General features: G+C 54.6%; 20 protein-coding genes. 16 read left to right on the top strand and 4 right to left on the bottom strand.

Annotated features, from left to right (window positions below):
- Nucleotide 1: 1 nt before the first annotated feature.
- The 10 genes from parC to HP435_RS15860 all read left to right on the top strand — a co-directional run bounded on the left by parC (nt 2) and on the right by HP435_RS15860 (nt 12,735).
- Nucleotides 2-2,548 (top strand): DNA topoisomerase IV subunit A, encoded by a 2,547-nt coding sequence (gene parC / locus HP435_RS15905; RefSeq protein ID WP_173599491.1) that lies wholly within the window; start codon nt 2-4, stop codon nt 2,546-2,548.
- Nucleotides 2,549-2,554: 6 nt separating this feature from the next.
- Nucleotides 2,555-2,881 carry a hypothetical protein gene (locus tag HP435_RS15900; RefSeq protein ID WP_173599492.1) on the top strand — a complete coding sequence of 109 codons (327 nt, stop codon included), beginning with the start codon at nt 2,555-2,557 and terminating at the stop codon, nt 2,879-2,881.
- A 186-nt stretch (nt 2,882-3,067) separates the two neighbouring features.
- Nucleotides 3,068-3,715 carry a nitroreductase family protein gene (locus HP435_RS15895; RefSeq protein ID WP_173596563.1) on the top strand — a complete coding sequence of 216 codons (648 nt, stop codon included), beginning with the start codon at nt 3,068-3,070 and terminating at the stop codon, nt 3,713-3,715.
- Between the two features lie 155 nt (nt 3,716-3,870).
- Nucleotides 3,871-4,551, top strand: a complete 681-nt coding sequence (locus HP435_RS15890; protein WP_122965398.1) for a metallophosphoesterase family protein — start codon at nt 3,871-3,873, stop codon at nt 4,549-4,551.
- 114 nt (nt 4,552-4,665) lie between these two features.
- Entirely contained in the window at nt 4,666-5,706 is a 1,041-nt protein-coding gene (locus HP435_RS15885) for a Gfo/Idh/MocA family protein (protein WP_173596564.1), read from the top strand.
- A gap of 53 nt (nt 5,707-5,759) precedes the next feature.
- Nucleotides 5,760-5,963, top strand: a complete 204-nt coding sequence (locus HP435_RS15880) for a hypothetical protein (RefSeq protein WP_063228527.1) — start codon at nt 5,760-5,762, stop codon at nt 5,961-5,963.
- Nucleotides 5,964-6,065: 102 nt separating this feature from the next.
- Nucleotides 6,066-6,581, top strand: a complete 516-nt coding sequence (locus HP435_RS15875; RefSeq protein ID WP_229049693.1) for a MarR family transcriptional regulator — start codon at nt 6,066-6,068, stop codon at nt 6,579-6,581.
- Between the two features lie 76 nt (nt 6,582-6,657).
- Entirely contained in the window at nt 6,658-7,845 is a 1,188-nt protein-coding gene (locus HP435_RS15870; RefSeq protein WP_173599493.1) for an MFS transporter, read from the top strand.
- Nucleotides 7,846-7,930: 85 nt separating this feature from the next.
- Nucleotides 7,931-10,339, top strand: a complete 2,409-nt coding sequence (locus tag HP435_RS15865; protein ID WP_173599494.1) for an AAA family ATPase — start codon at nt 7,931-7,933, stop codon at nt 10,337-10,339.
- Between the two features lie 143 nt (nt 10,340-10,482).
- A complete protein-coding gene (locus HP435_RS15860) occupies nt 10,483-12,735 on the top strand; it encodes a S8 family serine peptidase (protein ID WP_173599518.1) in 2,253 nt (750 codons plus the stop codon).
- Between the two features lie 48 nt (nt 12,736-12,783).
- Here HP435_RS15860 and HP435_RS15855 read toward each other — a convergent pair whose 3' ends face one another.
- Entirely contained in the window at nt 12,784-14,430 is a 1,647-nt protein-coding gene (locus HP435_RS15855; RefSeq protein ID WP_122965402.1) for a PucR family transcriptional regulator, read from the bottom strand.
- A gap of 171 nt (nt 14,431-14,601) precedes the next feature.
- Between HP435_RS15855 and HP435_RS15850 the strand changes: the two genes are divergently transcribed.
- Complete coding sequence (locus tag HP435_RS15850) at nt 14,602-16,110, top strand: CoA-acylating methylmalonate-semialdehyde dehydrogenase (RefSeq protein WP_173599495.1); 1,509 nt, start codon at nt 14,602-14,604, stop codon at nt 16,108-16,110.
- Nucleotides 16,111-16,124: 14 nt separating this feature from the next.
- Complete coding sequence (locus tag HP435_RS15845) at nt 16,125-17,489, top strand: aspartate aminotransferase family protein (RefSeq protein WP_122965404.1); 1,365 nt, start codon at nt 16,125-16,127, stop codon at nt 17,487-17,489.
- 89 nt (nt 17,490-17,578) lie between these two features.
- On the opposite strand, the gene HP435_RS15840 is transcribed toward HP435_RS15845, so the two are convergent.
- Entirely contained in the window at nt 17,579-17,899 is a 321-nt protein-coding gene (locus HP435_RS15840; RefSeq protein ID WP_122965405.1) for a MazG nucleotide pyrophosphohydrolase domain-containing protein, read from the bottom strand.
- Between the two features lie 95 nt (nt 17,900-17,994).
- On the opposite strand from HP435_RS15840, the gene HP435_RS15835 reads away from it, so the two are divergent.
- From HP435_RS15835 to HP435_RS15825, 3 genes are all read left to right on the top strand, one after another.
- Nucleotides 17,995-18,579, top strand: a complete 585-nt coding sequence (locus HP435_RS15835; protein ID WP_063228535.1) for an LOG family protein — start codon at nt 17,995-17,997, stop codon at nt 18,577-18,579.
- 193 nt (nt 18,580-18,772) lie between these two features.
- Entirely contained in the window at nt 18,773-20,107 is a 1,335-nt protein-coding gene (locus tag HP435_RS15830; protein ID WP_173599496.1) for a hypothetical protein, read from the top strand.
- A 178-nt stretch (nt 20,108-20,285) separates the two neighbouring features.
- The gene (locus tag HP435_RS15825; protein ID WP_173599497.1) at nt 20,286-21,551 is read left to right on the top strand and encodes a hypothetical protein; all 1,266 of its coding nucleotides are present in this window, start codon (nt 20,286-20,288) and stop codon (nt 21,549-21,551) included.
- A gap of 53 nt (nt 21,552-21,604) precedes the next feature.
- On the opposite strand, the gene HP435_RS15820 is transcribed toward HP435_RS15825, so the two are convergent.
- Together HP435_RS15820 and HP435_RS15815 are read right to left on the bottom strand one after the other, a co-directional pair.
- Nucleotides 21,605-22,012, bottom strand: coding sequence for a hypothetical protein (locus HP435_RS15820; protein ID WP_122965408.1), 408 nt, complete (start codon nt 22,010-22,012; stop codon nt 21,605-21,607).
- A 9-nt stretch (nt 22,013-22,021) separates the two neighbouring features.
- Nucleotides 22,022-22,543 carry a hypothetical protein gene (locus HP435_RS15815; RefSeq protein WP_173599498.1) on the bottom strand — a complete coding sequence of 174 codons (522 nt, stop codon included), beginning with the start codon at nt 22,541-22,543 and terminating at the stop codon, nt 22,022-22,024.
- Between the two features lie 189 nt (nt 22,544-22,732).
- Here HP435_RS15815 and HP435_RS15810 point away from each other — a divergent pair, with 189 nt between their 5' ends.
- Complete coding sequence (locus HP435_RS15810; RefSeq protein WP_173599499.1) at nt 22,733-24,076, top strand: NAD(P)-dependent oxidoreductase; 1,344 nt, start codon at nt 22,733-22,735, stop codon at nt 24,074-24,076.
- Nucleotides 24,077-24,134 lie beyond the last annotated feature (58 nt).

The following is a 24,134-nucleotide window of genomic DNA, read 5'->3' as shown; positions in this document are numbered from 1 at the left end:
CATGTTGTCCAATCAGATCATTAACCAGAGCTTCGCGGAGATCATGGGGAAGCGGTTCGGAGACTATGCCAACCTGGTCATTCTCTCCCGCGCGATCCCGGACGCCCGCGACGGTCTGAAGCCCGTACAGCGCCGGATTTTGTACGCGATGTACCAAGAGGGCAATACGAATGACAAGCCGTACCGGAAATCGGCGAAAACAGTCGGGTACGTGATGGGTACATATCACCCGCACGGCGACTCGGCGATTTACGAGACGATGGTGCGCATGGCCCAATGGTGGAAAATGCGTCAGGTGCTCATTCAGGGACACGGGAACTTCGGCAGTCTGGACGCCGATCCGCCTGCAGCGATGCGTTACACGGAGTCCCGCTTGTCCGCACTCGCCAACGAGCTTTTGCGCGATATTGAAAAGGATACTGTCACCTTCATCCCGAACTACGACAACTCGGCACAGCAGCCGGCTGTATTGCCTTCGCGTTTTCCCAACCTTTTGGTGAACGGCGCTTCCGGGATTGCTGTCGGCTTTGCCACGGACATTCCGACCCACAATCTGGGGGAAGTGATCGACGCGGCGATTGCCCAGATGAAAAATCCGGACATCTCGCTCGACGAGCTGATGAAGCACGTCAAAGGGCCGGATTTTCCGACGGGAGGCATCGTGCAAGGTCTGTCGGGAATCCGCAAGGCGTTTGAAACAGGCCGCGGCCAATTCATCATCCGCGCCAAGACGCATGTGGAGGAGCCAAAAGGCGGCAAGGTGAAGAAAATCGTCGTCTCGGAAATTCCTTACGAGGTGGTCAAGTCCAAGCTGGTCGGGCAAATTGACGAGCTGGTCATGGACCGCAAAATCGAGGGCGCGCTGGCTGTCCGCGATGAGACGGGGCGCAAAGAAGCGGAGATGAACAAAGTCCGCATCGTCGTCGACATTCGCAAGGAAGCAGACGAGCAGGCGATTTTGAATTACTTGTACAAAAATACCGACCTGCAAATTTACTACAACTACAACATGAACGTGATTCACGAGGGAACCATCCACCAGATGGGACTCAAAGGACTGCTCAAGGCGTACGTCGATCACCAGAAGGAAGTCGTGACAAAGCGCTGCGAGTACGATTTGGAGCGCAAGTCGAAGCGCGAGCATATCGTGCAAGGGCTGATTCGCGCCAAGTCGATTTTGCGCGAGATCGTCGACACGATCATGGATTCCGAAGACCGTGCCGACGCCAAGAAAAACATCATGGAGAAGTACGGCTTCTCGGATGAGCAGGCAGACGCGATCCTGAGCATCCAGCTCGCTTCCTTGACCCGCCTCGATATCGTCAAGCTGGAAAAAGAGCTGGCGACCCTGGCGAAAGAAATCGAGGAGCTGAAAGCGATTCTTGCCAGCGAGAAAAGGCTGATTCAGGTTATTACAGGCGAGTTGAACGAGATCAAGAAAAAGTACGCGGAAGAGCGCCTGACGGAAATCCAGGGCGAAATCGAGGAAATCAAAATCGATATCGCCATGCAGATCAATGCAGAAGATTGCATCGTCACCCTCACGAACGAAGGGTACATCAAGCGGACAAGCCCGCGTTCCTTCAAGTCGGTCGGGGGAACCCTGGAGACGTGCGGAGTGAAGGACGGGGATAAGGTTCGCTACTTCGTGGAGACGAACACGTCCCATACGGCCCTGTTTTTCACGCAGGACGGCAAGTATTTCGCCACACTCGTCAATGCTTTCCCGGACGACAAGTGGAAAGATATCGGCTCTGCGCTGGTCAACGTCATCCCGCTGGAAAAAAATCAGCGGATCGTCGGATTCACCATCGTCGAGAACTTCAAGCAGCCGTTGTTTGTGTACCATGTCAGCAAAAACGGCTTGATCAAAAAGACCGCGCTGTCCGAATATGAAACCAATCGTTCGAGCGCACTCGTGGCTGCCAAGCTGAAATCAGAAGATGACGAATTTGTCCATGTATTCGTAACGGCGGAAGCTGGCGGGATTTTGGGGGCAACCCGCGACGGGATGGGAATCCGCTTTATGCAGGCAGAAGTCGGGGCGACAGGTCGCGCTTCCAGCGGCGTAAAAGCGATTACACTCGCAGCGGGAGATGAAGTCGTGACGATGCTGCCGACTGAGCTGGAAGACAGCCGAGCGTTTACGCTGTTGACAGAGGAAGGCGTAGTGAAGCGCACAGCGATTGCCGCCATGCCGCTGCAAGGACGCGCTGGCAAAGGCGTGCAGTTGATTCGCAAGCGCAAAAACCATCCGCACCAGCTGACGGCGATTTACCTGGAGGAAACCGTGTACGCCTGGACGGCGCAAAACGAGTGGGTGTCAGTGGACGCGAGCCAGGTGATCGTGAACGAGCAGGGCGGAATTGGCCGCGTCGTCGTGGAAGGCGGCGTCAAAGCGGTTGTCTTTGAAACCGTTTTGCCAACTGATGAACCAAAAGAGGAGCCGACCGCAAAAGGCTCTGGAGAGGGAGAATCCGCAAGCTCGCAGCAAAAGGCGACAGGTGCTCCTGTCAGTTTGTTCGATCTTGGCGAAGAGAAGGAATGATGGAAAATGGCAACTCCGTTTGAAGCGTTTGTATCACCGTTGAGCTGGCAGCAAGTCTCTCTTCTGCTCGACACGGTTCAGTATTTTGAAGAAGCGCCCAAGCTGCTTTCCCTTCCGCAAGAGGAAGGGCCGAGCGTGCCAGTGCCCGTTACGGCAGATACACTGCGGCAGATGCTGGCGAGTTTGGATGAGGACGATGCTTTTTCGCGCAAGCCGTTTGCTCTCCGCTGGGAAGCGGGCGAGGATGCGGACGCTGGAGCTCTTATCGTTGAATTGCCTACTGGCGAAACCGTGAAGCAGCCTGCGGTTTTGTCCGCGTTTTCTCCGGTTTAACCGAATCAGGATGGCTTTAAAGGACGCTTTGGCACATGCTCATGCACCCGTGCAGGGGAAGGGCAGTGCCAAAGCGTTTTTTTACAGTTGCAAGGATTGCCAAAAACTTGGCATGTATGGTACAGTTTGAGCACGTTTCTTTTTGTTTCAAAATGTTAGTTACTTACTGATTGGAGGAGCAAGCAGATGGAACAAACGATGAACCAAAAAGCTTTTGCGGATGTCATTCGCGAACGCAGATCAGTACGTCATTACGACGCATCCGTCAAAATTTCCCGCGACGAGTTGAAAGAGATGCTGGCCGAAGCGACATTGGCGCCATCCAGCTCGAATCTTCAACCTTGGCGTTTTCTGATCATCGACGAGCAGGAGCTGAAAGAAAAGCTGCTCCCGATTGCCTTCAATCAAAAGCAGGTTGTCGAAGCTGCCGCAGTGATCGCCGTACTTGGCGACTACGAGGGCTACAAGCAGGCGGAGCAAATTTACCAGAAAGCAATCGACGCCGGCTACATGACAGAAGAAGCGAAAGCAACCATGATCGCCAACATCAACCGCCGTTACGAAAACCGCGAGCGCAGCGTGCTGAAAGAAATTGCGCTTGTAGATGGCGGACTGGTCGCGATGCAATTCATGCTCGTTGCCAAAGCTCGCGGGTATGACACCGTTCCGATGGGTGGATACAACGACGAATTGTTCAAAGAGGCGTTCCAAATCTCGGATCGCTACGAAACGGTCATGCTGATCGCCGTAGGAAAAGCGGCACAGCCTGGACATCCGACTACCCGGCTAGACGTAGATGCCATTACGTTCTGGAATGAGATGCCAAGTAAATAAGCAAGTGTGTGGTACGACAGTCACTGGTCTATGAACCGTGACTGTTTGTTTTTTGATCAGGCAATCTTCCTGTCGGGGTAGAAATCGGGCAGGAGGGGGCGTACAATGAAACAGGACGAGCAACAACCTTACAGACAGAAGAAAGAAGGGTTAGCATGAAACGGATTTTGGCAATCAGCGATATACATGGGGAACTGGACAAGCTGGAGTCGCTGATGGAGCTTGTGAATTACGATGCGCAAAACGATCAGCTGATTTTGCTCGGGGATTACGTGGATCGCGGCCCCAAATCGCGAGAAGTGGTCGCAAAAGTGAAACAGCTTCACGAACAAGGAGCAGTTGTCCTGATGGGCAACCATGACCATATGATGGTGAAATCGTTTGAGCAAGACCCTGTTTTTATCGAACGTTGGTTCCGCAATGGCGCTCAAGCTACGCTGGCGAGCTACGGTCACGCAGGCGCTGCTACTGAGTCTGGCGCACCAGAAGCGTTGGAAGTGACGCCAGAAGTGCAGGAGCACCTCGATTTTCTCGGAGGACTGCGCTGCTTTTTTGAGACAGACGATTATATTTTCGTCCACGGAGGCGTGCATCCCGAGACTCCGGTGGCGGAAACAGACCCGTACAAGCTGATGTGGATTCGCGATGAGTTCCACAAAGGCTATCGCGGGGAAAAGACGGTTGTATTCGGGCATACCCCGACGGAAAATTTGCACGGAAAACACGATGTTTACTTCGGGGACAACAACATCATCGGGATTGATGGCGGCGCTGTTTTTGGCGGGCGCTTGCATTGCCTGGAGCTGCCGAGTCGCAAGGTGTACTCGGTCGAGTAGTCAAGAAAAAGAGACGGCATACCTGTCAGGGACAAGACCAGGGGCCGTCTTTTCTTTGCTTGTGATCGTCTGTATAATGAGAATATTAAGATAAATATGAAGGGAGAATAAGCATTGACCTTAAAAGTCGGCATTATCGGTTGCGGTTCTATTGCCAATCACCGCCATGCTCCCGAATATCGGCAAAATCCTTACACGGACATTTTGCTTGTCTACGATCCGAATCCAGACCGGGCGAGGAAGCTGGCAGACAAATACGGCGGGCAAGTAGCGGGGAGCTGGGAAGAAGTCGTACGACATCCTGAAATCGACGCGATCAGTGATTGTTCAACCAACGAAATGCACCATCTGATTACGACACAGGCGCTTTTGGCGGGCAAGCATGTGCTGTGTGAAAAGCCGATTGCGACGACAATCGCAGGGGCGAAGCAAATACTCGCAGCAGCGAACAAGTCGGGCAAAGTGTTGATGATTGACCACAACCAGCGCCTGGTCAGTGCGCATGCCAAAGCGCGGCAGCTGATTGAAGCCGGGGAGTTGGGAAACATTTTGTCGTTCAAAACAAGCTTTGGTCATCAAGGCCCTGAACATTGGAGCGCCAACGGGACAAACGGAACGTGGTTTTTCAAAAAAGCCCGCTCCGCGTTTGGCGTTGCAGGTGATTTGGGCATCCATAAAGTCGATCTGCTCCGGTATTTGCTCCAGGACGAGATTGCGGAGATTAGCGCTTTTTCCGGCGTTTTGGACAAAAAGGATGAACACGGACAGCCGATCGAGGTTTGCGATCATATGTCGTGCCTGCTCAGAACCAAATCGGGTGCGATCGGGACGGCATCTTTTAGCTGGAGCTATTATGGCGATGAAGACAACAGCACGATCTTGTACGGCGAGCGGGGTATCATGAAAATTTTTGCCGAGCCTGAAAAAGACCTGGAGATCATCAAGGCGGATGGACAGCGAGTGCTCTATCAGCTCGGGGCGATGCAAACGAACGACAACCAGACGGCGAGCGGCGTGATCGATGCTTTTGTCGAAGCCATCCGCACGGGACAAGCGCCGATCGCCACAGGCGAGGACGGATTGGCTGCGCTGCGCATTGTCGAGGCGGCGATGGAGTCGGCTGCCACGGGGAGAAGTGTCCGCTTGGAGACGTGACAGGGAATGAGAGCACACATGGCTGGTCACACTAGAAGGGGAGGTGTGATCACATGGAAGGAAACATTCAGGTCAATGGCAAGCATTATCAGTGCGAATGCACATATGATGGGGATTCCCAGTACAACGTTCAAGTGCGCAATGGCAAAAATGTAGTCGCAAACTATAAAATCTCGGCAGGTTCGGAAGGCGAAGTGCTGGAGTCTGCCCAGGCGCATTTTGCCGCAGACGTGGAGCTGGGCAATGTAAAAGGGTAAAACCGGGCAAAACGCAGCCGCCTATTCAGCGGACTGCGGTTTTTTCTTGTCAGCCGCCGCAGAACGTGATACAGTAATATTGTTTCCTTGGAAACCAAATGCATGACAAAGGAGCTGACCGCTGAATTGGATCAGAAAACGAAAATTTGGAATCAGTGGCTGACTCTGCTACATAAACAGGAGGATCGCAGCAAACGGCGCGAGTCCTTACTGCTTGCGAAAATCCGCAGCAGCATCCCTGATTACCAGCATTTGGACAGCCTATCGATAACCGAACTGCACGTCATTTCCGAAATCGGCAGCAACGCACGGGTGAACGTGACGACGATTGCCCAAAAAATCGGGGTTACCAAAAGTGCCATATCCAAAATCACGGTGAAGCTGTTGAAAAAAGGCTTGCTGGAGCGGTATCAGTTGGAAGACAACCAAAAAGAAGTTTTTTTCCGGCTGACAAAGGTAGGCGAGTTGGTCAACTCGATTCACGACAGCTTTCACGCGAAGCTGGAGAACGACATGATTCGCTTTTTGGATCGGTACAGCAAGGAAGAGTTGGCTTTTGTCTCCCGGTTTATTGGCGAGGCGACGGAGCAACTGCAAAAGAACTGGGCAGAGGACTAGCGAGGGAGAGAGCATCTCCCTTATTATTTCGGAAGATTGTTTCCTTGGACACAAAATGATGAGGTGAAGCTGAAAGATGAACGCTAAAAAAGTATTAATGCTGCTCGGGATCACCATTTTGTTCGGTACGTTCGCGCAAAATTTGTTCATGCCGATCCTGCCAGCGATGCAACAAGAGTTTCAGACGAGCGCGTTTCTCGTCAACCTGACGATTTCGCTGTTTACGGTCATGCTGGCGGTTATGCAAATTGTCTATGGCCCGCTCGTGGATCAGTATGGCCGGAAAAAAATCTTGATTCCGGCGCTCGTGTTGTACGCGCTCGCTTCCATCGGTTGCTATCTGGCAGATTCGATTGATATGTTGCTCGTCTTTCGGGCGCTGCAAGGGATCGGTTTCGCAGCGATTCCGATTGTCGCGGCGACGATGATTGGCGACCTGTTTGAGGGCAGCGACAGAGCGAGTGCCATGGGAACGTATCAAATGATGCTGGCAATCGGTCCAGCAATCGGTCCAGCAATCGGGCCACTGCTCGGCGGCTGGATTGGCGGAGCAGGCGGACATACGGCGGTGTTTGCATTTTTAGCGGCTACGGCCGTGCTGCTGCTCGCTGGAAACGGACTTTTGCTGCCGGAAACGAAAAGCAGTCAGTCTAGCTCCAGACGGTTTCAACTGAGCGGCTATCTCGCTGTATGCCGGCAACCAACTGGTTTGTCCGTGATCTTGCTCGGCTTTTCACAGATGTTTACGTACTACTGCTTCTTGTTGTTTATCCCTGTGCAGTTGACAAGCTACTATCACTTGTCTGCCGACAAAATCGGCTTGCTTTATTTGCTCGCCTCTGTCGTCTTCATGATCAGCAGCAAACAGGCGATTCGCTTGCAGAAGAGGTGGGGATCGCGAAAAGCACTCCTCTGGACGGCGGGAATGCACGCTATGGCTACCTTTTTCCTCATGGTGACAGCGAACGTGTCCCTGCCGTTGCTCGTGGCAAGCAGCGCGTTGTTTGCCTTTGCGCTCGGGATCGGGATGCCTGTGCATACGACTCTGCTTTCGGAAGTGTATGAACAGGAACGGGCAACGGCAATCGGCGTCTACAATTTGATCCGCTACCTGGGAATGGCCGTTGGGCCGATTGCCGGAGCAGCCTTGTACGGCGCAGGCGGTGCTTTCCTCGAATTTGGCGGTGCAGGCATTTTGCTCGTGCTGGCGACTTTGCTTGCGAAAAAGCAGATCGGCGCAGCAGCGGCAAACCGAAGCGTGTAAAAGCGAGTTTTGGCGATATCCTTTTCTTCCTCCAGTAAATGTGCTACAACAAAGATTGACACAGAAGAGCGGGAGGAACCAAAACATGCAGCAACAACATGAGCGAGAGCGGCAACCTGACAGGGAGCGCGCGTTTGACAACCCTGTATGCATTCAAACGTTTACCGAGGGCGAATGCCTGGCCCTTTTGCAAAAAATAGAAGAAAGTCGCACCATTCATTCCGAAGAGCAGCTCGATCAGGCAGAAGCCGCTGTTCTTGCCAGGCTGTCAATCTTGCGCATGATGAAAAAAGGCGGAACAGCCATGGCGCAGGAGTGGCTGGACCGGGCTTTGGCGTTGCAACCGAACGATCTGTATGCGCTCGGTGCCCAACTGCGGCTTTTCTTGCTGCAGTTGCGCAGTCATGAACTGGAGACAGCGTTTCCGACCTTGCGGGAGACGGACAATGTAGTCGCCAAAAGGCGGGCGGTGGAAGTGCTCGTAGACAAGGCGCTCCAGGCCCAAGACGACATCGGCAACTGGCAGGCGATGGCCAAAGCAGCGCTTCGCGTAGCCAACATGCTCGCAGACGAGCAGACGACGGCTTTGGCGGAAGCGATGGTCGCCCTGTACGACAGGCGACAGATGCTGCTGGAAGAGCTGCTTGCGCGCGTGCAAGCTTATGGAGCCTCGCTCTCCGGCGTCTTTTTTTCCGCCGAGCTGCTTACGCAACTGCAAGAGACGATTCGCGCCCTCAACCAGCAAGCGCAGGAAAAAGAGCAGTTGCTGCCAGAGGAAGATAGCGAGCTGGCGCATGACGGGCCGACCAGCGAGGACCAGGACAAACGGACGGCATTGGAGCAGTTGGAGAGTTTGATCGGTCTGGACGAGATCAAACAGCGCGTGCGCCTGTTGGCCCAGTTTTTGCAATATCGCCAGCTTCGCGAGCAAAAAGGCTGGCACATGCACGACCAGCTCCCGTTGCATCTCGTGCTCATGGGCAATCCTGGCACCGGAAAGACGACATTGGCGCGCTTGATTGCCCGCCTGTATCACGAGCTGGGGCTTTTGGCTAAGGGACAGTTGATTGAAGTAGATCGCTCCCATCTGGTCGGCGGCTATGTCGGCCAGACGGAACAGCGGGTGATGGATGCGATCAAGCAGGCAGACGGCGGCGTCCTGTTTATTGATGAAGCATACAGCTTGAAGCGGCCGGACAGCTCGGGCAGCGACTACGGGCAAAATGCGATCGACACGCTGGTAGCCGCCATGACGAGTGGGGAGTACGCCGGGCGCTTTGTCGTCATGCTCGCTGGCTACCCGGAAGAAATGCGGCACTTTTTGTACGCCAATCCCGGTTTGTACAGCCGTTTTCCCCAGACAGGCCACTTCGTTTTGCCGGATTACTCGGCGGACGAGCTGGTGCAAATTGCCGATGCGGTGGCGGCGCGCAACGATTTTACCTTGACGGATGCCGCCAAGCTGGCCTTGCGCGAGCGAATCGAGAAAGCGCAAGTGGACGACACATTCGGCAACGCCAGAACGGTCACCAGTCTCGTCCTGGATGCGATTTTTGCCAAAGGACGAGCCACGGCGGGCAAAGCTTTGCAATGGGACGATTTCACGATTTTGCGCCCGGAGGATGTTCGCGAGCTGGCTGCGCCCCAGGCGGAAAAGCCTGCGGAGGCAAAGCTTCAGGCGTTGATCGGACTCGATCAGGTGAAATCCGAGTTGAAAAAAATTGCGGCGTACGTCGCGGTGCAGCAGGAGCGCTCGGCAAGAGGCTTGCCCAAGAGCGCGATCGAACTGCACGCTGTATTTACGGGCAATCCGGGTACGGGCAAAACGACCGTCGCCCAGTTGTACGCGCAAATTTTGCAAGAGGTCGGGTATTTGAAGCGCGGCCACCTGGTCACCGTGAGCCGAGCCGATTTGGTCGCGGGATTCGTCGGCCAGACCGCCGCTCTCACTCGCAGAAAAGTGCGGGAGGCATTGGGCGGTGTCCTGTTTATCGACGAGGCGTACGCCTTGCTCGGGAGCAGCCAGCAAGACTTCGGTCAGGAAGCGATTCACACGCTCGTGGAAGAAATGACGCGGCACGCGGAAAACCTCGTCGTAGTGCTGGCGGGCTATCCGCAAGAGATGAGCGGCCTTCTGCTGAGCAATCCCGGGCTTGTGTCCCGCTTTAAAAAGTACATTCACTTTGCCGACTACTCGGTGGCGGAGCTGGTCTGCATCTTGCAACAGGCGGCACAGCAGGCAGGCTATGTGATCGAGGCGAGCGCCGTTGCAGCGATTGCGCAAAGTCTGGAAACAGCCGAGCAGAAGCAGATGCTGCAAGGAAACGGACGGTTGAGCTACAATCTTTTGCAGGAAGCGATCCAAAACCAGGCGATGCGACTCACGAGTATTCCGCGGGAAGCCTGGGATGAAAAGTTGCTCGCGACGCTGTCGTGGAGCGACTTCGAACCGCTTCTGACCTTGCAATCAGAAGAAACCGGGACAAAAGACTAGGTTTTGTCCCACACATCTGTCTTCCTACTCTTTTGACAATTCACCCGATCCCGTATAATGGTAATACAAGCCATGAGGGGAAGGGTGTTTTTTCGTTGCAAAAGAAATGGCATGCTACACTATCTACTACCATCGCCGTAACGATGCTGCTAACCAGTTTGCCAGCGGCGGCCAGACAAGAAGGGGAGAGACGGGGCAATATTGAGATCGAAGCCACAGAGGGGCTGGCGATCGAGAAAACGTCAACCAAAAAGAGCGCGTCCGAACTCGTCATCATCCAGCTGTCAGGCCCTGTCCGTGAAGAGTGGAAAGAGAAGCTGACAGATATGGGAGCGACTTTGGGCGATTACATACCGGACTACGCTTTCCTGGCAAAGCTTGCAGACGAAGAGCAGCAAGAAGAAATCGAGCAGCTTTCCTTCGTGAAAAAAGTGGTTCCGTTTCAGCCGAAAGCCAAACTGGCACCGCAGCTGCGTTCCTCGCTGGAAAAAGACAAGGCGGTAGAGGTGGCGGTGATCGGCTTTGACCAAAACGTCGACATGGTGCGAACAGTAAGCCGTTTAGCCGATGACGCCGATATGGCAGGGCTTGCCACGCCAGAGGACGCACCGCATATTTCGATCGCTACGATGAACGAGGACGCGATTGGGCAGGTCATCGAGTCAGAGGATGTGATCGCGATCGTTCCGGTGCCGCAAAACGAGCTGCACAACGACATCGCGGCCAGCATCATTCATGCGGATGAGCTGTACTCGACAGGATATACAGGAAAAGGGCAGATCGTCGGCGTAGCGGATACCGGGCTTGATACAGGCAAGCTCAGCTCCATGCATCCGGATTTTTCCGGCCAGGTGAAAAGCTTGTACGCGCTTGGACGACCAGACGATGCGAGCGATCGGCACGGGCATGGGACGCACGTAGCTGGCGCGCTGCTCGGAACGGGAGAAGCTTCGGATCAGCAATATAAAGGGATGGCTCCCGGAGCCAAGCTTGTCTTTCATTCGATTCAGGATCGCAGCGGCAACCTGGTGACGGACGTGGAAACGATTTTGCAGGAGGCGTATGTCGACGGAGCGCGGATTCACTCCGACTCATGGGGAGCGAATGACAACGGGGATTACAGTTTAAGCTCGTTTCTGTTCGATCGCTTCTTGTGGGAGCATCCCGACATGACGGCATTGATCGCTGCCGGAAACAAGGGGCTGGCAGGCTATCAAACGATCGGCAGTCCTGCCACGGCGAAAAACGTCATTGCAGTCGGGGCGAGCGAGAGTGTTCGTCCCAGCTTGGGCGAGCATTCCGACAATCAAGACGAAGTGTGGGAAGAAAGCAGTCGCGGCCTGACAGCAGACGGACGCTTGAAGCCAGATATCGTAGCGCCAGGGACATCCATCTTGTCGACCAGGTCTTCGCTTGCTCCGAGCAAAAATTTTGACAAGCGCTTCAACGATTATTATGCCTACATGAGCGGGACGAGCATGGCGACCCCGATTTTGGCGGGCGGTGTCGCGCAAATTCGCCAGTACCTGGACGAGCAGGGGGAAAAAGAGCCAAGCGGAGCGTTGCTCAAGGCCATACTGTTGGCCAGCGCAGATGATTTGGGAGAAGACATGCGCTTGCAAGGCTTTGGCCGTGCCAATCTGCAAGAAGCGATCCAGACGAATTACAAGGATGTACAAGACGGGCTGCGAACGAGAGAAAAAGCCGAGTATGCGATCAAGGTGACGGACAGCTCCAAGCCGCTTGCCATCACGCTTGCCTGGACAGACTATCCCGCATCTTTTGCCGCCCGGCGCACGCTTGTCAACGATTTGAACCTCAAGGTCACTACGCCAAGCGGCGAGCGCCTGAACGGGAACGACTTTTTCGAAGCGCCTTATGACGATCAGGTCGACAACCTCAACAACGTGGAACAAGTGTGGATTGTGGAACCGGAAAAAGGGACGTACACGGTGACCGTGGAAGGCTACAACATTCCGAAAGGCCCGCAGCCATACGCTCTGGCGACGACGGGAAAATGGGCAAAAGCTGACAATGACGGCGGCGACGATGATGGCGAGACAGGGAATGGCGATAACTACGAAGTCAAGAGCGAACTGAAAAAAGGGACACTCGGCAAGAAAACGCCCTACAAGGAATTTACGATTCGCACCTATAACGCGGGCGAACTGGACGTGTCTGCGCAATGGGATGAGGAAGCCGATGTGAATGTGTACGTGTACGACAACAACACGCGGGAGGAATTGGCCGCTGCAACAGGAACGGATAACCCGGAAAAGCTGACGGTGTCGTTGCCAAAGTCCGGCTTGTTCAAGATTCGCGTCGAGCTTGCGGACGGCAAAGAAGCGAAGTTTCAGATGAACATCAGCTATCCAGGAAAAAAGAAGAAGCGGTAGGTTAGCCCAGCGATCAGGAAAAGGAACAGAAAAGGACAAAGCTCTGCGCTAGTACCGAGGCAGAGCTTTGTCTTCTTTTTGCAGCCATTGCTGTGCGTGCAGGGCGATTTCCAGACAGAGACGGCGCTCAGGCGAAGCGAAATCGTCTCCGATCAACTCCGCGATTTTTTCCAGGCGATGATACAGCGTTTGCCGATGGATGAACAATTGCTCGGCGGCCGCCTGCTTGGACAGATTGGCATTCAAATAGACGTGCAGCGTCTGGGTCAGTGCTGATCCATGCTTTTCGTCGTGCGCAAGCAGCGGGCCGAGGTAATCGGTGATGAAATGGTCCAGGACAGGCTCGGCCGGAATGTGAAACAGCAGGCGAAACAACCCCAGATCGGAAAAAAACGGGCTGCTAGAGTCGCGCTGGAAGGTGAGCGCCTGCTCCGCTTCCGCCAGATGTCGTCCCGCATCGGACAAACGCTTGCCCACGCGCCCGATCCCGCAGCGAATCTGGGTGTCTGCTCCGAGCATTTGCACGGCGATCCGCTTCAAGTCAGCCCACGCCTTTTCCAATGCCCGCCGGGAATCTGCCCGCGGCTTCGGTTCGATCAGCAAAAAATAAAAGCGGTGGCCCATACAGCGGATGAACGGCAAAAAGCCTTGGCGCGTCAACAGCGAACGGTATATCGCGGTCAATTCGTGCGGCGGGAGGGCGCCTTCTGCGGCTGGTTCCGATTTTTCGCAGGAGACGATCAACGTATGGTAGCTCACTGTTTTCACGCTTCCCGACAAACCAAGGAGTGTACGCATATGATCTTCTGTCATCGGCCGATCGGCGATCAGATCGTCGAACAGTCGGTTTTCCATCACCCGGGCTTGTTCTTCGGCAAACATTTTTCGCATAAAAAACTGGGCCATGGCGGAGACGGTGTTGTCGAGCGCAAGCAGCATGTACTCGTCCGCATCCCGCTCGTACAAAATGACGCCTACATAGGCGAGCAAATGCCCCATTGCCATAACCGGCTGGTAGACGAGCTGCTTGGTCATGGATAACGGGTGGAAGCGGACGCTGGCATCACGGGTGTCCTCTTCGGCAAAAAGCGATGCCATCAGCTCGTTCATCTCTACCTGGACGGCGTGGGGCAAAACGGGAACGTACTGGGCCGCGACATCCGGCGAGTAAAACAACACCTGGGTTTGCACGGCCGCCTGAAAATGCTGGAGCAGCTTGGGGATGCTTGCCGCCTGGAGGCTGAGCTGCTGCAAGCCTCGGGAATACGCCTCCAGATCACGCAAAGCCTGCATCTGGCGATTGATCAAATGCTCGTGCAAGTCTTGGGTAATATCGACAAAGCGCACGGGCTGATGGAAGATGATCAGCGGAAACTCGTGATGATCCGCCATTTCCAGCATGTCAGCCGGAATCGCCGGGATGTATTCGCCAAGCTCGATGCACAGCCCGGATGCTTTGCGCCGAATCAATTCAGCCAAATAGGCAAGCCGCTTCTCTTTTGCCCCGCCAAAACCAAGCCCTGTCGAGAGGATGAGTTCGCCGCCATTGAGAAACTGTCCCGTATCTGCTGTTTCCAGGACATGCACCCAGCGAACCGGACGAGCCAGTCCGCGGTGGCCCGCGACCACTTCTGCGTGCTGAAACAGCGGGCGTTTGATTGCTTCTGTGATCGTCAAGCGCCAGTCATTGCTCATGTGCTTCTCCTTTTCCTGCCCGCCTACGTGAAGAGAGCCTTTTTCCGAACGGACAATTGACACTATGTATGATGAATGCTACCGAATGCTTAGCGTTTTGTCTAGTGATGACAAGCTTTATTTTTGGATAAAATGGAATTGTCAAACAAATGAGCGTAAGGAGTTGAAAGGATGAACACAGCCGCTGTTGGAAATCCATTGAAAAACTACGTAGGGGGGCAATGGGTGGAGTCGCAGGCAACCCGTTTCGAGGATGTGCCCAATCCGGCGACAGGTGAACTGCTTTCCCGCGTACCGCTGTCGACGAAGGAAGACGTGGACAAGGCCGTTGCCGCTGCGAAGGAAGCTTTCGTAGGCTGGAGCGCAACTCCTGTAGTCGATCGGGCGAGGATCATGTTCCGCTTCCACAGTCTGTTGATGAAGCACGAGGACGAGCTGGCACGGATGATCACGCTGGAGAACGGCAAAAATTTGCCGGAGGCGCAGGCAGAGCTGTTGCGCGGGCTGGAAATGGTCGAGTTTGCCTGCGGGATGCCGACCTTGCTGATGGGCGAGACGCTGCCGAACATCGCGGCCAACATTGACAGCCAGTCGATCCGCTTCCCGCTCGGTGTCGTCGGCGGGATTACACCGTTCAACTTCCCGGTGATGGTTCCGATGTGGATGTATCCAATCGCGATTACGGCGGGCAATACGTTTGTTCTCAAACCGTCGGAGCGCACTCCGCTGTCCTGTATCCGCATTGCCGAATTGCTGAAAGAAGCAGGCTTGCCGGACGGCGTATTCAACGTCGTTCACGGCGCTCACGATGTCGTCAACGGCTTGTTGGAGCATCCTGATGTGAAGGCCATCTCCTTCGTCGGCTCGCAGCCTGTAGCGGAGTACGTGTACAAAACGGCGGCCGCTCACGGCAAACGCGTGCAGGCGCTGGCGGGCGCGAAAAATCACCATTTGGTCATGCCGGATACCGACTTGAAGCGGGCGGCGAAAACGATCGTCAGCTCGGCGTTCGGTTGCGCTGGCGAGCGATGCATGGCGGCGAGTGCCGTGGTTGCTGTGGAGGAAATCGCCGACGAACTGGTGGCGCATCTGATCGAAGAATCCAATGCACTGAAGATGGGCAACGGTCTTGAGGCAGGCGTCGATCTCGGTCCGGTCATCCGTGACGCGCATTTGTCCAAAGTCCACAGCTACATCGAAAAGGGAGTGGAATCCGGGGCAGCGTTGGTGCGAGACGGACGGGAGGATGCGAAACAACAAGGGAGCGGCTATTTCCTCGGCCCGACCATTTTTGACCAGGCGGATGCGGAAATGGTCATCGTGCGCGACGAAATTTTTGCGCCTGTGCTCAGTGTCATGCGCGTGAGCAACTTTGAAGAAGGATTGGCGGCGATCAGCCGTTCCCGCTTCGGCAACGGGGCGACGATTTACACGAACAACGGAAAATGGGGCAGAGAATTTGTGCAGCGGGTGGAAGCAGGGATGGTCGGCGTCAATGTCGGCGTGCCCGCGCCTATGGGCTTTTTCGCCTTCTCGGGCTGGAAAGAATCGTTTTACGGAGATCTCCACGCAAACGGCAAGGACGGCGTCATGTTCTTCACCAAGAAAAAGACGGTCACCTCCAGATGGTTTGAAGATGGCGATACAAGCATCGGCTCGCAAAAAGTGTTCGTCAAATAAAGGGGGCTTTCGCGATGGAGCAAGATCAACAGTTGCAAGAGTACGACAAGGACAGCCTGCTTGCGTCAGACCGCGAGCACATGTGGCACCACATGTCGCCCTACAATCCGAACCCGATGATCGTGACAGGCGCCCAAGGCTCCTGGATCACCGATATTGACGGCAATCGCTACCTGGATGGCATGTCGGGTCTGTGGTGTGTCAACGTCGGCTACGGGCGCAAGGAGCTGGCAGACGCCGCCTACGAGCAGTTGAAGCAGCTCGCCTATTTCCCGCTGACGCAGAGCCATGTGCCTGCGATCCGGCTCGCGGAAAAAGTCAGCGAGTGGCTGGGGGAAGAGTATCGCGTCTTCTTTTCCAACAGCGGGTCGGAGGCGAACGAAGTCGCATTCAAAATCGCGCGCCAGTACCATCACCAGAACGGAGAACCGGGGCGCTACAAGTTCATTTCGCGCCACCGCGCTTACCACGGCAACACGATGGGGGCGCTGGCAGCGACAGGCCAAGCAGTGCGCAAGGAAAAGTACGAGCCGCTCGCACCAGGATTTTTGCACGTTCCGCCGCCGTACTGTTATCGCTGTCCAGCGGGAAAATCGTACGGCAAGTGCAATCTGGAATGCGCCCAGTATTTCGATCAGGTGATCAACTGGGAAGGCGAGAAAACAGTGGCTGCGGTGATTATGGAGCCGACGATTACGGGCGGGGGAGTGCTCGTCCCGTCACCGGAGTACATGCCGAAGGTGCGGGAGATTTGCGACAAGTACGGCGTCCTGATGATCGTCGATGAGGTCATTTGCGGGTTTGGCCGCTCCGGCAAACATTTTGGCCATCAAAACTTCGGCATCAAGCCGGACATCGTCACGATGGCAAAAGGAATTACGAGCGCGTACTTGCCTCTGTCGGCAACAGCCGTGCGGGCGGACATCGCCGACAAGTTCAACGAGCAGGGCAATAATGCGCACTTCCGCCATGTCAACACGTTTGGCGGCAATCCGGCCGCCTGTGCGCTCGCGTTGAAAAACCTCGAAATTTTGGAAGAGGAAAAACTGGTCGAGCGTTCGGAACAGTTGGGAGCGGAACTGCGGGCCAAGCTGGCGTTTCTCGCGGATCATCCTTACGTCGGCGACATTCGCAGCTTCGGCTTCCTGATGGGGATCGAGCTGGTGGAGGATCGCAAAACAAAAGAGCCTGCCGCACCGGCGAAGCTCACACAGGTGATCGGCGAATGCAAAAAGCGCGGACTCATCATCGGCCGCAACGGCGACACGATTCCAGGCTTCAACAACGTGCTCACCCTGTCTCCGCCGTTTTCCACGACCAGCGAGGACATCGACTTTATTGCCCGCGTCATGAAAGAAGCTTTCGATACGTTGGAGTAGGAGCGGTCTATATAGCGTACTAGAGAGAAAAAAGCAGCCGCACCCGGCGTTCCGCTTTCGTGAGCGGCCAGGTGCGGCTTGCTGTGATGCTATTTTTGGTCGTACCGTTTTTGCAGCTTGGCTTTATGGGCATCGAGAATCTCTTCAAACGGAATCTCGTACTGGTTGGCGAGCAGGATCAAGTTACCGAGCACATCCCCCAGTTCCTCGACCAACTCCTGACGCGCTTCATGCGCCGCTTTTTCCCCTTCGTCCGGCCGATCCCTGCCGATTTCAATCGCCCGTACCGCGCGGGCAAGCTCGCCTGCTTCTTCCATCAGGAAGCCGACGCGAATAAACGGCCCGTACTGCGTCCAACCGCGCTCCTCGTAAAAATCTCCTACCCATTTCTGAAATTCCGTGATATTCAAACGTATCTGTCCCTTCTAGATTTTTGTATAATTGTACTATACACCAAAAAGTGGTGCTCGCAGCCACACAACTTTGATTGGTCTAGGAGGATGACATGAAACGTATCTGTGTTTTTGCAGGTTCCAACCCGGGAGTAAACCCGGCTTTTGCCGAGTACGCAGAAGCATTGGGCAAAGAACTGGTCAAACGAGAGCTTGAACTGGTATACGGTGGCTCCAACATGGGACTGATGGGGCGAGTGGCGAATACGGTTCTCTCGGCAGGAGGGAGCGCGATTGGCGTCATGCCGACAGGATTGTTTCGCGGTGAGATCGTACATACGGGTCTGACCGAACTGCATGAAGTTGTATCCATGCACGAGCGAAAAGCGAAAATGAACGACTTGTCCGATGGCTTTATCGCCTTGCCGGGCGGCTACGGAACGTTTGAAGAAATTTTTGAAGTGGTGAGCTGGGGGCAGATCGGGATTCACAGCAAGCCGATTGGTCTTCTGAATGTCGACGGCTACTACACTCCGCTGATGGAACTGGTGCGGCACGCTACCGAGACAGGCTTCATCCCGCAGATGCAGGGAGAGTTGGTCGTGTGCGAGAGCGATCCGGCCGTGTTGCTCGATCGTCTGCGCGATTACAAGCCGCCTGTCAAAGTAAACAAATGGTCAGAGCTGACTGAGGAGTAGCCGCCATATAAAAAAGCAGTTCGCTGTTTCAAAAGGGCGAACTGCTTTGCTTTTCTGATAAAATCATTTTCATTAAACGAAAAAGCGTTGACACAAAGTAAGAGCAAGTGATAATGTAAATGATCATATATCCAAGTGAACATATAGGAATAGTCATTATATGTTTCTGCTTCATACATAAGGAGGAACGGTCATGATCAAAACAAACAAATGGCTCCAGCTTTCCGCCACAGCGGTACTGCTTTCTGCACTGGTGCTTCCGCAAGCAGCCGGAGCAGCGCAAGCGAATCAACCTGTTGCCGTATTGGCAAAAGAAACGGTGGCTGCAACAGCCAAAGCCGAATACGCCAGCTATCTTGCCCAGCAATATGGCATTTCCATTGACAAAACAGTATCGCGCAGCCAATTTTCCCAAGCGCTGGCGAAAGTTGTGGCCGCTACTCAAAGTATAACGGAAAAAGAAGCGCTCGCCAAAGCTTATGTTCCGGAAGCGAAGGCGGGAGCAACGAAAATCGCTGCCTGGGAAGCGATCAGTGCCTCTGTCAAGGCAGCGGGATTGGCTGAGCTTGCTTACACATACAGCGAGGACAAGGTAGCATCTGCCTGGAAGGAAGCAGATCTTGCCTACCAAAAAGGCGGAGCGGTTTCGCTGCAAGCGGCACAGGAAGTAGCCGCAGCAATTGATACCGGGCTTGTATCGGCAAACATCTTGGCAGCAATCAAGGCCGAAGGCGATACGACAACTGAATTGGCGGTAGAGCTGCTGGGGAAAGTGGTAGAGTTCCACGGCGACTACAAGAACTATCTCGGGACTGTGCAGGAGTCGGGCATTTACGGCAAGCTGGCGCAAGCCTGGAGCGAATCGTCGATTATCAAGGCAGGGGAGCTGCAAAAGCTCATTGATACGGGCTTGAAGCAAAATCTGTACACAGGCTACAACTTGAAAGATGCGGCATTCGACCCGCATTTTGATCCGGCGCGCACAATCACGTACGGGCATAGCGACTTGACTCATGCGATTCAACTGATCGGCTTGCTCAAGAGCGAAGGCATCGACGCGAAAATCCAGTTTGAGCCGAAAACGTCTGCTTTTATCTACTTGAAAGAGTGGGGAGAGCCGACGCAGACAGATGATTATCAAGTGGTCCAGATCGAAAACGGCAATTTCATCGCTTATGCGAAAGAATACGATTTGAGCTTTGAGTTTGCGAGCGAGGCTGAGAAAGAGCGCTTCCAGCCGCTCGTGCTGAAATACGCCAAACGGGATCAGGAAGACACGACCGGGCTCTTGGCAGCATCCTGGTGGCAGCCGCTCTACCATTCCCGCACGGAGCTTGCCGATTATCCGGTAATCACGAACAACGTGATCAAAGAAGGTCGCTACGTCGTCCAGACGTTCTCCTTGAACGAGGAGTCGGCAAAAGTGGTTGCCGGCTTGAAAAAGCTCAGCGACAAACTGAATGTCGAGACGTACAAGTTTTGGGTAGACCAGCCGTTCTTCAATTACTTGCACGGCGAATCGAAGTAAAGTCCATCACGGTCGCTGTTGTCCGAAAGCCTTGCTTTTCCGTATGCGGGAGCAAGGCTTTTTCCTGTTGCTGTCCTGTTTTCGGCTTGCGAAGCAATTTGCCTCACCGAAAAGTGGAACCATTTGGTAAACTGGAAAAGACAAACATCCGGCAAGAGGGAAGCGGGGAGAGAGTACCGTGATTGTGAAATATATGATTGCCTTGGTTTCTAGCGTATGCCTGTCAGCAACAGTGTCAGCCGCCGCCTACAGTGTGGCTCCTAGCTGGCAACAGGCGGATTCGAGTCAAGGGATGCACGCCCAAGCCGTACAGGAGCTGTCCCAGACTTCGCTGCTCGGTTTTTTGCAGACGGGCAAGTGGCAGCGAGATACTTTGCGCAGACAGCTTGGACAGCCAGTCAAAACATTTGACGGATATGAATATTTTCAAAAGGGCGTAGCCGTCAAGTGGGACGAAAACGAGCGTGCATTTGGAGTGCTGGCTGACTCTGCGTTCACGGGAGAGATCGTCCCGGGCATTACCGTCCAAACTGCGAAAAAGGAGCTTTTGCGCAAGCTGGGAACTCCACTATTCTCGCAACAGGAGCAAGAGCTGATCGGTTACGCGTATCCGAATTACTATTTGTTTGTGACGTTTGCCGGGGAAAAGGTCAAAGCTTTTTCGCTCTACCGTCGCGATCCTCTCACAGACACCCGGGCGATCCTTGACATGGCAAGACATTTGCAAGAATACGGCGAAAAGCTCGCAGAGCCGGCCAATTCCGGGTCATTTTCCATCTTTGCCGCCTGGGGCCAGCCAGATTTCACCTATCATCTGCACGGGATCGGCACGTACGCCTGGGAGTATCCGTCCAGAGGAATCGCCTATGACGGCGCCCCGGAGGATGGGACTTTGACGATTTACAGCAATTTTCCGGCGAAAAGCGAGCTGCCTGCCTTGGCGAAGCTGCCGCATGTGACGATTTCAGCGGAAGACGCGCTCTTTTTGGCGGAAAAAGAGCGAATCGAGCTGGAAAAAGCCAACGTGGCACGAGCGAAGAGCGAAGGAATTGCCTCGCCCGATCAAAAAACGATCGCGGTGCCCGATTCGGAAGGGTTGTACAGTTCGACGAACATTCGTTTTTACAATAAGGATTACCAGCCACTCGCCCAGTTGTATCCGGGACATTTTGTCAATAAGCTCACCTGGCTCGACAATAACTGGATTTTGTACGACACGATGCTGGGTGTTGGCGCGTACCACGTTCCTGCGCAAAAGAACAGTGTTATCGTCGCGATGGACAAGCAGCCGGGCGTGCCCTTCACGGTTTTTGATATCAACCAAACCCGCATAAACACAACGAAAAAAGAAATCGTCTTTGAAGTGGGGACAGAAGCGAAAAAGTTGTACACCGTCACGTACCAAATCGCGGGTGAGCGCATTTTCTTCACTTGGAAAAAATAAAGCCACCTCCCGTTGCGCGAAGCTGCGCAGGAGCTGGCAAGGCGAGCGTTGCTTCATTCGTTTCGGTCCTCTTCTTGTTCCGCGAGGTAGGAGCGCATGCCCCGCACGAACAGCTCGCGAATCACTTCCTGCTGGGTTTTGCTGCTGACGAGCGCGCGAATTTGCTCCAGTTCGGCAACCAGCTCGGAATCGAGGTGGAGATTGACGGTCTTCCCTTTGTGGCGGGGATGGATTTCTCCATGGCTGGCGACCTGGCGGATCGTCCCATCCAGAATGGTGCGCGGATCAAGCTGCTTCGGGTCGGGTATGTACAGGCACGGTGCTTCCAAAATAATATGGGTCAGTTCTTCGCTGAAACGAATGGCGAGGGGCTGCCCCTTTTTTTTGTGAAAGTCGCGTATTTGCCGGGAAAACGCCTGATTGTCCACGGTATTTTCCAGCATGATGACGGCCAGTTCCATAGTGCCTCCTTACGGGAGAGGGAAAAACAACTCTTCTTCCGGTACTGCCGGCACGACTTCTCCCGTGGTTTCCAATTGAACTTGGTAAAAAAAGCGAAGATCATGGCGCGAGACAGCCGTGACCAATGCCCAGCAAAAGTCCCGATTGGCCTGGCGGAGCTGCACGCGGTCCAAAACATCATACGCAGGGGCAAGCAGTCCTTTTTCATCTAAAAACGCCAGCACGGCTTCGCGCGGATACAGAAAGCGTTTGTTCCCTTGCTTGCTCGCGAGCAGGGGAAAAGCTTCCCGTTCATCGACGCCTTCTCCCAAGTAGCCGTTGTCCGACCAGCGCTTGATGGAGGCCATGCTGCCGTAGCGCCCCTGCTTTTGGTTCAGCAGGTCGAGAATTTCCCGCGAGGACAAATACGTTTTCCGCTGTTCCAGCTGCTCCAGATAGGCGTGCTGTTCCTGTTCCAGCTCGGCAAGCAGGGCGTGCAGCTCGGCGATTTGTTTTTTGGTCTGCTCGATTTTTTGGGCGTAGTCCCTCATCTGACAAACTCCTTTGCCGCCGTGGTTATTGTTAGCCTATTCGCTGCTGAAATCATTCATGACTGCGCGAGCGAAATGATTGCATCGCAAACATATGCTGCCGTGAAATGAAACAATCATAAAACGCGCTGCTTGCACATTGATTAATAGCAAGCATCTTATTCGAGCTGGCAAGGAGGTTGTGTATGGATGAGCGTGCCCAGTGATCTGCAAAAAAATTTTAGCGAAGTGGTGAGCGCCCTAAAACCGAAAGAGGCGGTCGATGAAGCGAATCGCTGCCTGTTCTGCTACGACGCCCCCTGTATCAAGGCTTGTCCCACATCGATTGACATTCCTTCGTTCATTCGCAAAATCGCCACAGGCAATTTGCTCGGTTCGGCGAGGACGATCATGGAATCCAATCCGGTAGGGGCAAGCTGTGCTCGTGTTTGTCCGACCGAGGAACTGTGCGAGGGCGCCTGTGTGCTCAATCACGCCTCCAAGCCAATCATGATCGGTTTGTTGCAACGCCACGCGACCGACTGGGCGATTGCGAACAAAGCCAGTCTGTTTCAGAAAGGAGAGCCTGCCGGAAAGCGGGTGGCGATCATTGGCGCGGGACCAGCCGGGCTGTCGGCGGCGCGGGAACTGGCCCGTCTCGGTTACGAGGTCACGATGTACGAAGCGAAAGAAAAAGCGGGCGGCCTGAACACGTACGGCATCGTTTCCTTCCGGCTGCCGCAGGAAGTTTCGCTGTGGGAGGTCGAGCAAGTAGAGGCGCTCGGCGTCAAAATCCACACCAACACGCGGATCGGCGTCGACATCATGCCCGATGAGCTTTTTGCCAACTACGACTCGGTTTTGCTCGCGGCAGGCATGGCCAAAGTGCCTTCGCTCCAGATTCCGGGGGAAGAGCTGGAAGGTGTTTTGGATGCGATTACATTGGTGGAGGAGACGAAAACAAAGCCGCTGTCAGCTGAGATGGTCGGCAAAAAAGTAGTCGTGATCGGCGCAGGGAACACAGCGATTGACGCCGCGACCTGTTCGAAGCGGCTGGGTGCGGACAACGTGCAAATTTTGTATCGGAGAACCGTGCAGGAAATGAGCTGTTACCAGTTTGAATACGAGTTTGCCAAACAGGATGGCGTAGAGTTCCGCTGGCTGGTTGCCCCGACGCGCGTGCTTGGAGAAGGCGGGCGTGTGATCGGGCTGGAGCTGATCCGCATGCAGCTTGGAGAGCCGGATGCCAAAGGCAGAAAACGCCCGGTTCCTGTCGCTGGCAGCGAGTTCGTGATCGAGGTGGATTTCGTAGTGAAAGCGATCGGCCAAAACCGCCATCTGCCGTTGATCGATCTGCTTGGCTTGCAGCATCAAAACGGCATCGTCGCGGTTGAGGAAGGCACGTATCGCACATCGAATCCGCAAGTATTTGCCGCAGGGGACGTGATTTTCGGCGGAGGGAAGACCGATGCGATGGTAGTGGATGCAGCCAATCACGGCAAGCGTGCCGCTCACGCGATTCACAAGGCGATCAGCGAGAAGCAGCCTGTCTGAACAAGCAGGCGGGCGCAGCAAGCAGCCCTCTGAGCCTGTTTTTGCAGCAGATCAGGGG

It is taken from the genome of Brevibacillus sp. HD3.3A (assembly GCF_013284375.2).
Taxonomy (GTDB): domain Bacteria; phylum Bacillota; class Bacilli; order Brevibacillales; family Brevibacillaceae; genus Brevibacillus; species Brevibacillus parabrevis.
Note: the sequence above shows the minus strand (reverse complement) of the source record. Positions and strands in the feature narration are given on the sequence as shown.

Bases quoted from the DNA above. Each gene is read 5' to 3' on its own strand.
- HP435_RS15855 (WP_122965402.1), bottom strand. From the start codon at position 14,430: ATGAGCAATGACTGGCGCTTGACGATCACAGAAGCAATCAAACGCCCG.
- HP435_RS15880 (WP_063228527.1), top strand. From the start codon at position 5,760: ATGGAAGGAAACATTCAGGTCAATGGCAAGCATTATCAGTGCGAATGC.
- HP435_RS15895 (WP_173596563.1), top strand. From the start codon at position 3,068: ATGGAACAAACGATGAACCAAAAAGCTTTTGCGGATGTCATTCGCGAA.
- HP435_RS15850 (WP_173599495.1), top strand. From the start codon at position 14,602: ATGAACACAGCCGCTGTTGGAAATCCATTGAAAAACTACGTAGGGGGG.
- HP435_RS15860 (WP_173599518.1), top strand. From the start codon at position 10,483: ATGCTGCTAACCAGTTTGCCAGCGGCGGCCAGACAAGAAGGGGAGAGA.
- HP435_RS15820 (WP_122965408.1), bottom strand. From the start codon at position 22,012: ATGGAACTGGCCGTCATCATGCTGGAAAATACCGTGGACAATCAGGCG.
- HP435_RS15900 (WP_173599492.1), top strand. From the start codon at position 2,555: ATGGCAACTCCGTTTGAAGCGTTTGTATCACCGTTGAGCTGGCAGCAA.
- HP435_RS15890 (WP_122965398.1), top strand. From the start codon at position 3,871: ATGAAACGGATTTTGGCAATCAGCGATATACATGGGGAACTGGACAAG.
- HP435_RS15870 (WP_173599493.1), top strand. From the start codon at position 6,658: ATGAACGCTAAAAAAGTATTAATGCTGCTCGGGATCACCATTTTGTTC.
- parC (WP_173599491.1), top strand. From the start codon at position 2: ATGTTGTCCAATCAGATCATTAACCAGAGCTTCGCGGAGATCATGGGG.
- HP435_RS15865 (WP_173599494.1), top strand. From the start codon at position 7,931: ATGCAGCAACAACATGAGCGAGAGCGGCAACCTGACAGGGAGCGCGCG.
- HP435_RS15845 (WP_122965404.1), top strand. From the start codon at position 16,125: ATGGAGCAAGATCAACAGTTGCAAGAGTACGACAAGGACAGCCTGCTT.
- HP435_RS15810 (WP_173599499.1), top strand. From the start codon at position 22,733: ATGAGCGTGCCCAGTGATCTGCAAAAAAATTTTAGCGAAGTGGTGAGC.
- HP435_RS15875 (WP_229049693.1), top strand. From the start codon at position 6,066: ATGACAAAGGAGCTGACCGCTGAATTGGATCAGAAAACGAAAATTTGG.
- HP435_RS15830 (WP_173599496.1), top strand. From the start codon at position 18,773: ATGATCAAAACAAACAAATGGCTCCAGCTTTCCGCCACAGCGGTACTG.
- HP435_RS15835 (WP_063228535.1), top strand. From the start codon at position 17,995: ATGAAACGTATCTGTGTTTTTGCAGGTTCCAACCCGGGAGTAAACCCG.
- HP435_RS15815 (WP_173599498.1), bottom strand. From the start codon at position 22,543: ATGAGGGACTACGCCCAAAAAATCGAGCAGACCAAAAAACAAATCGCC.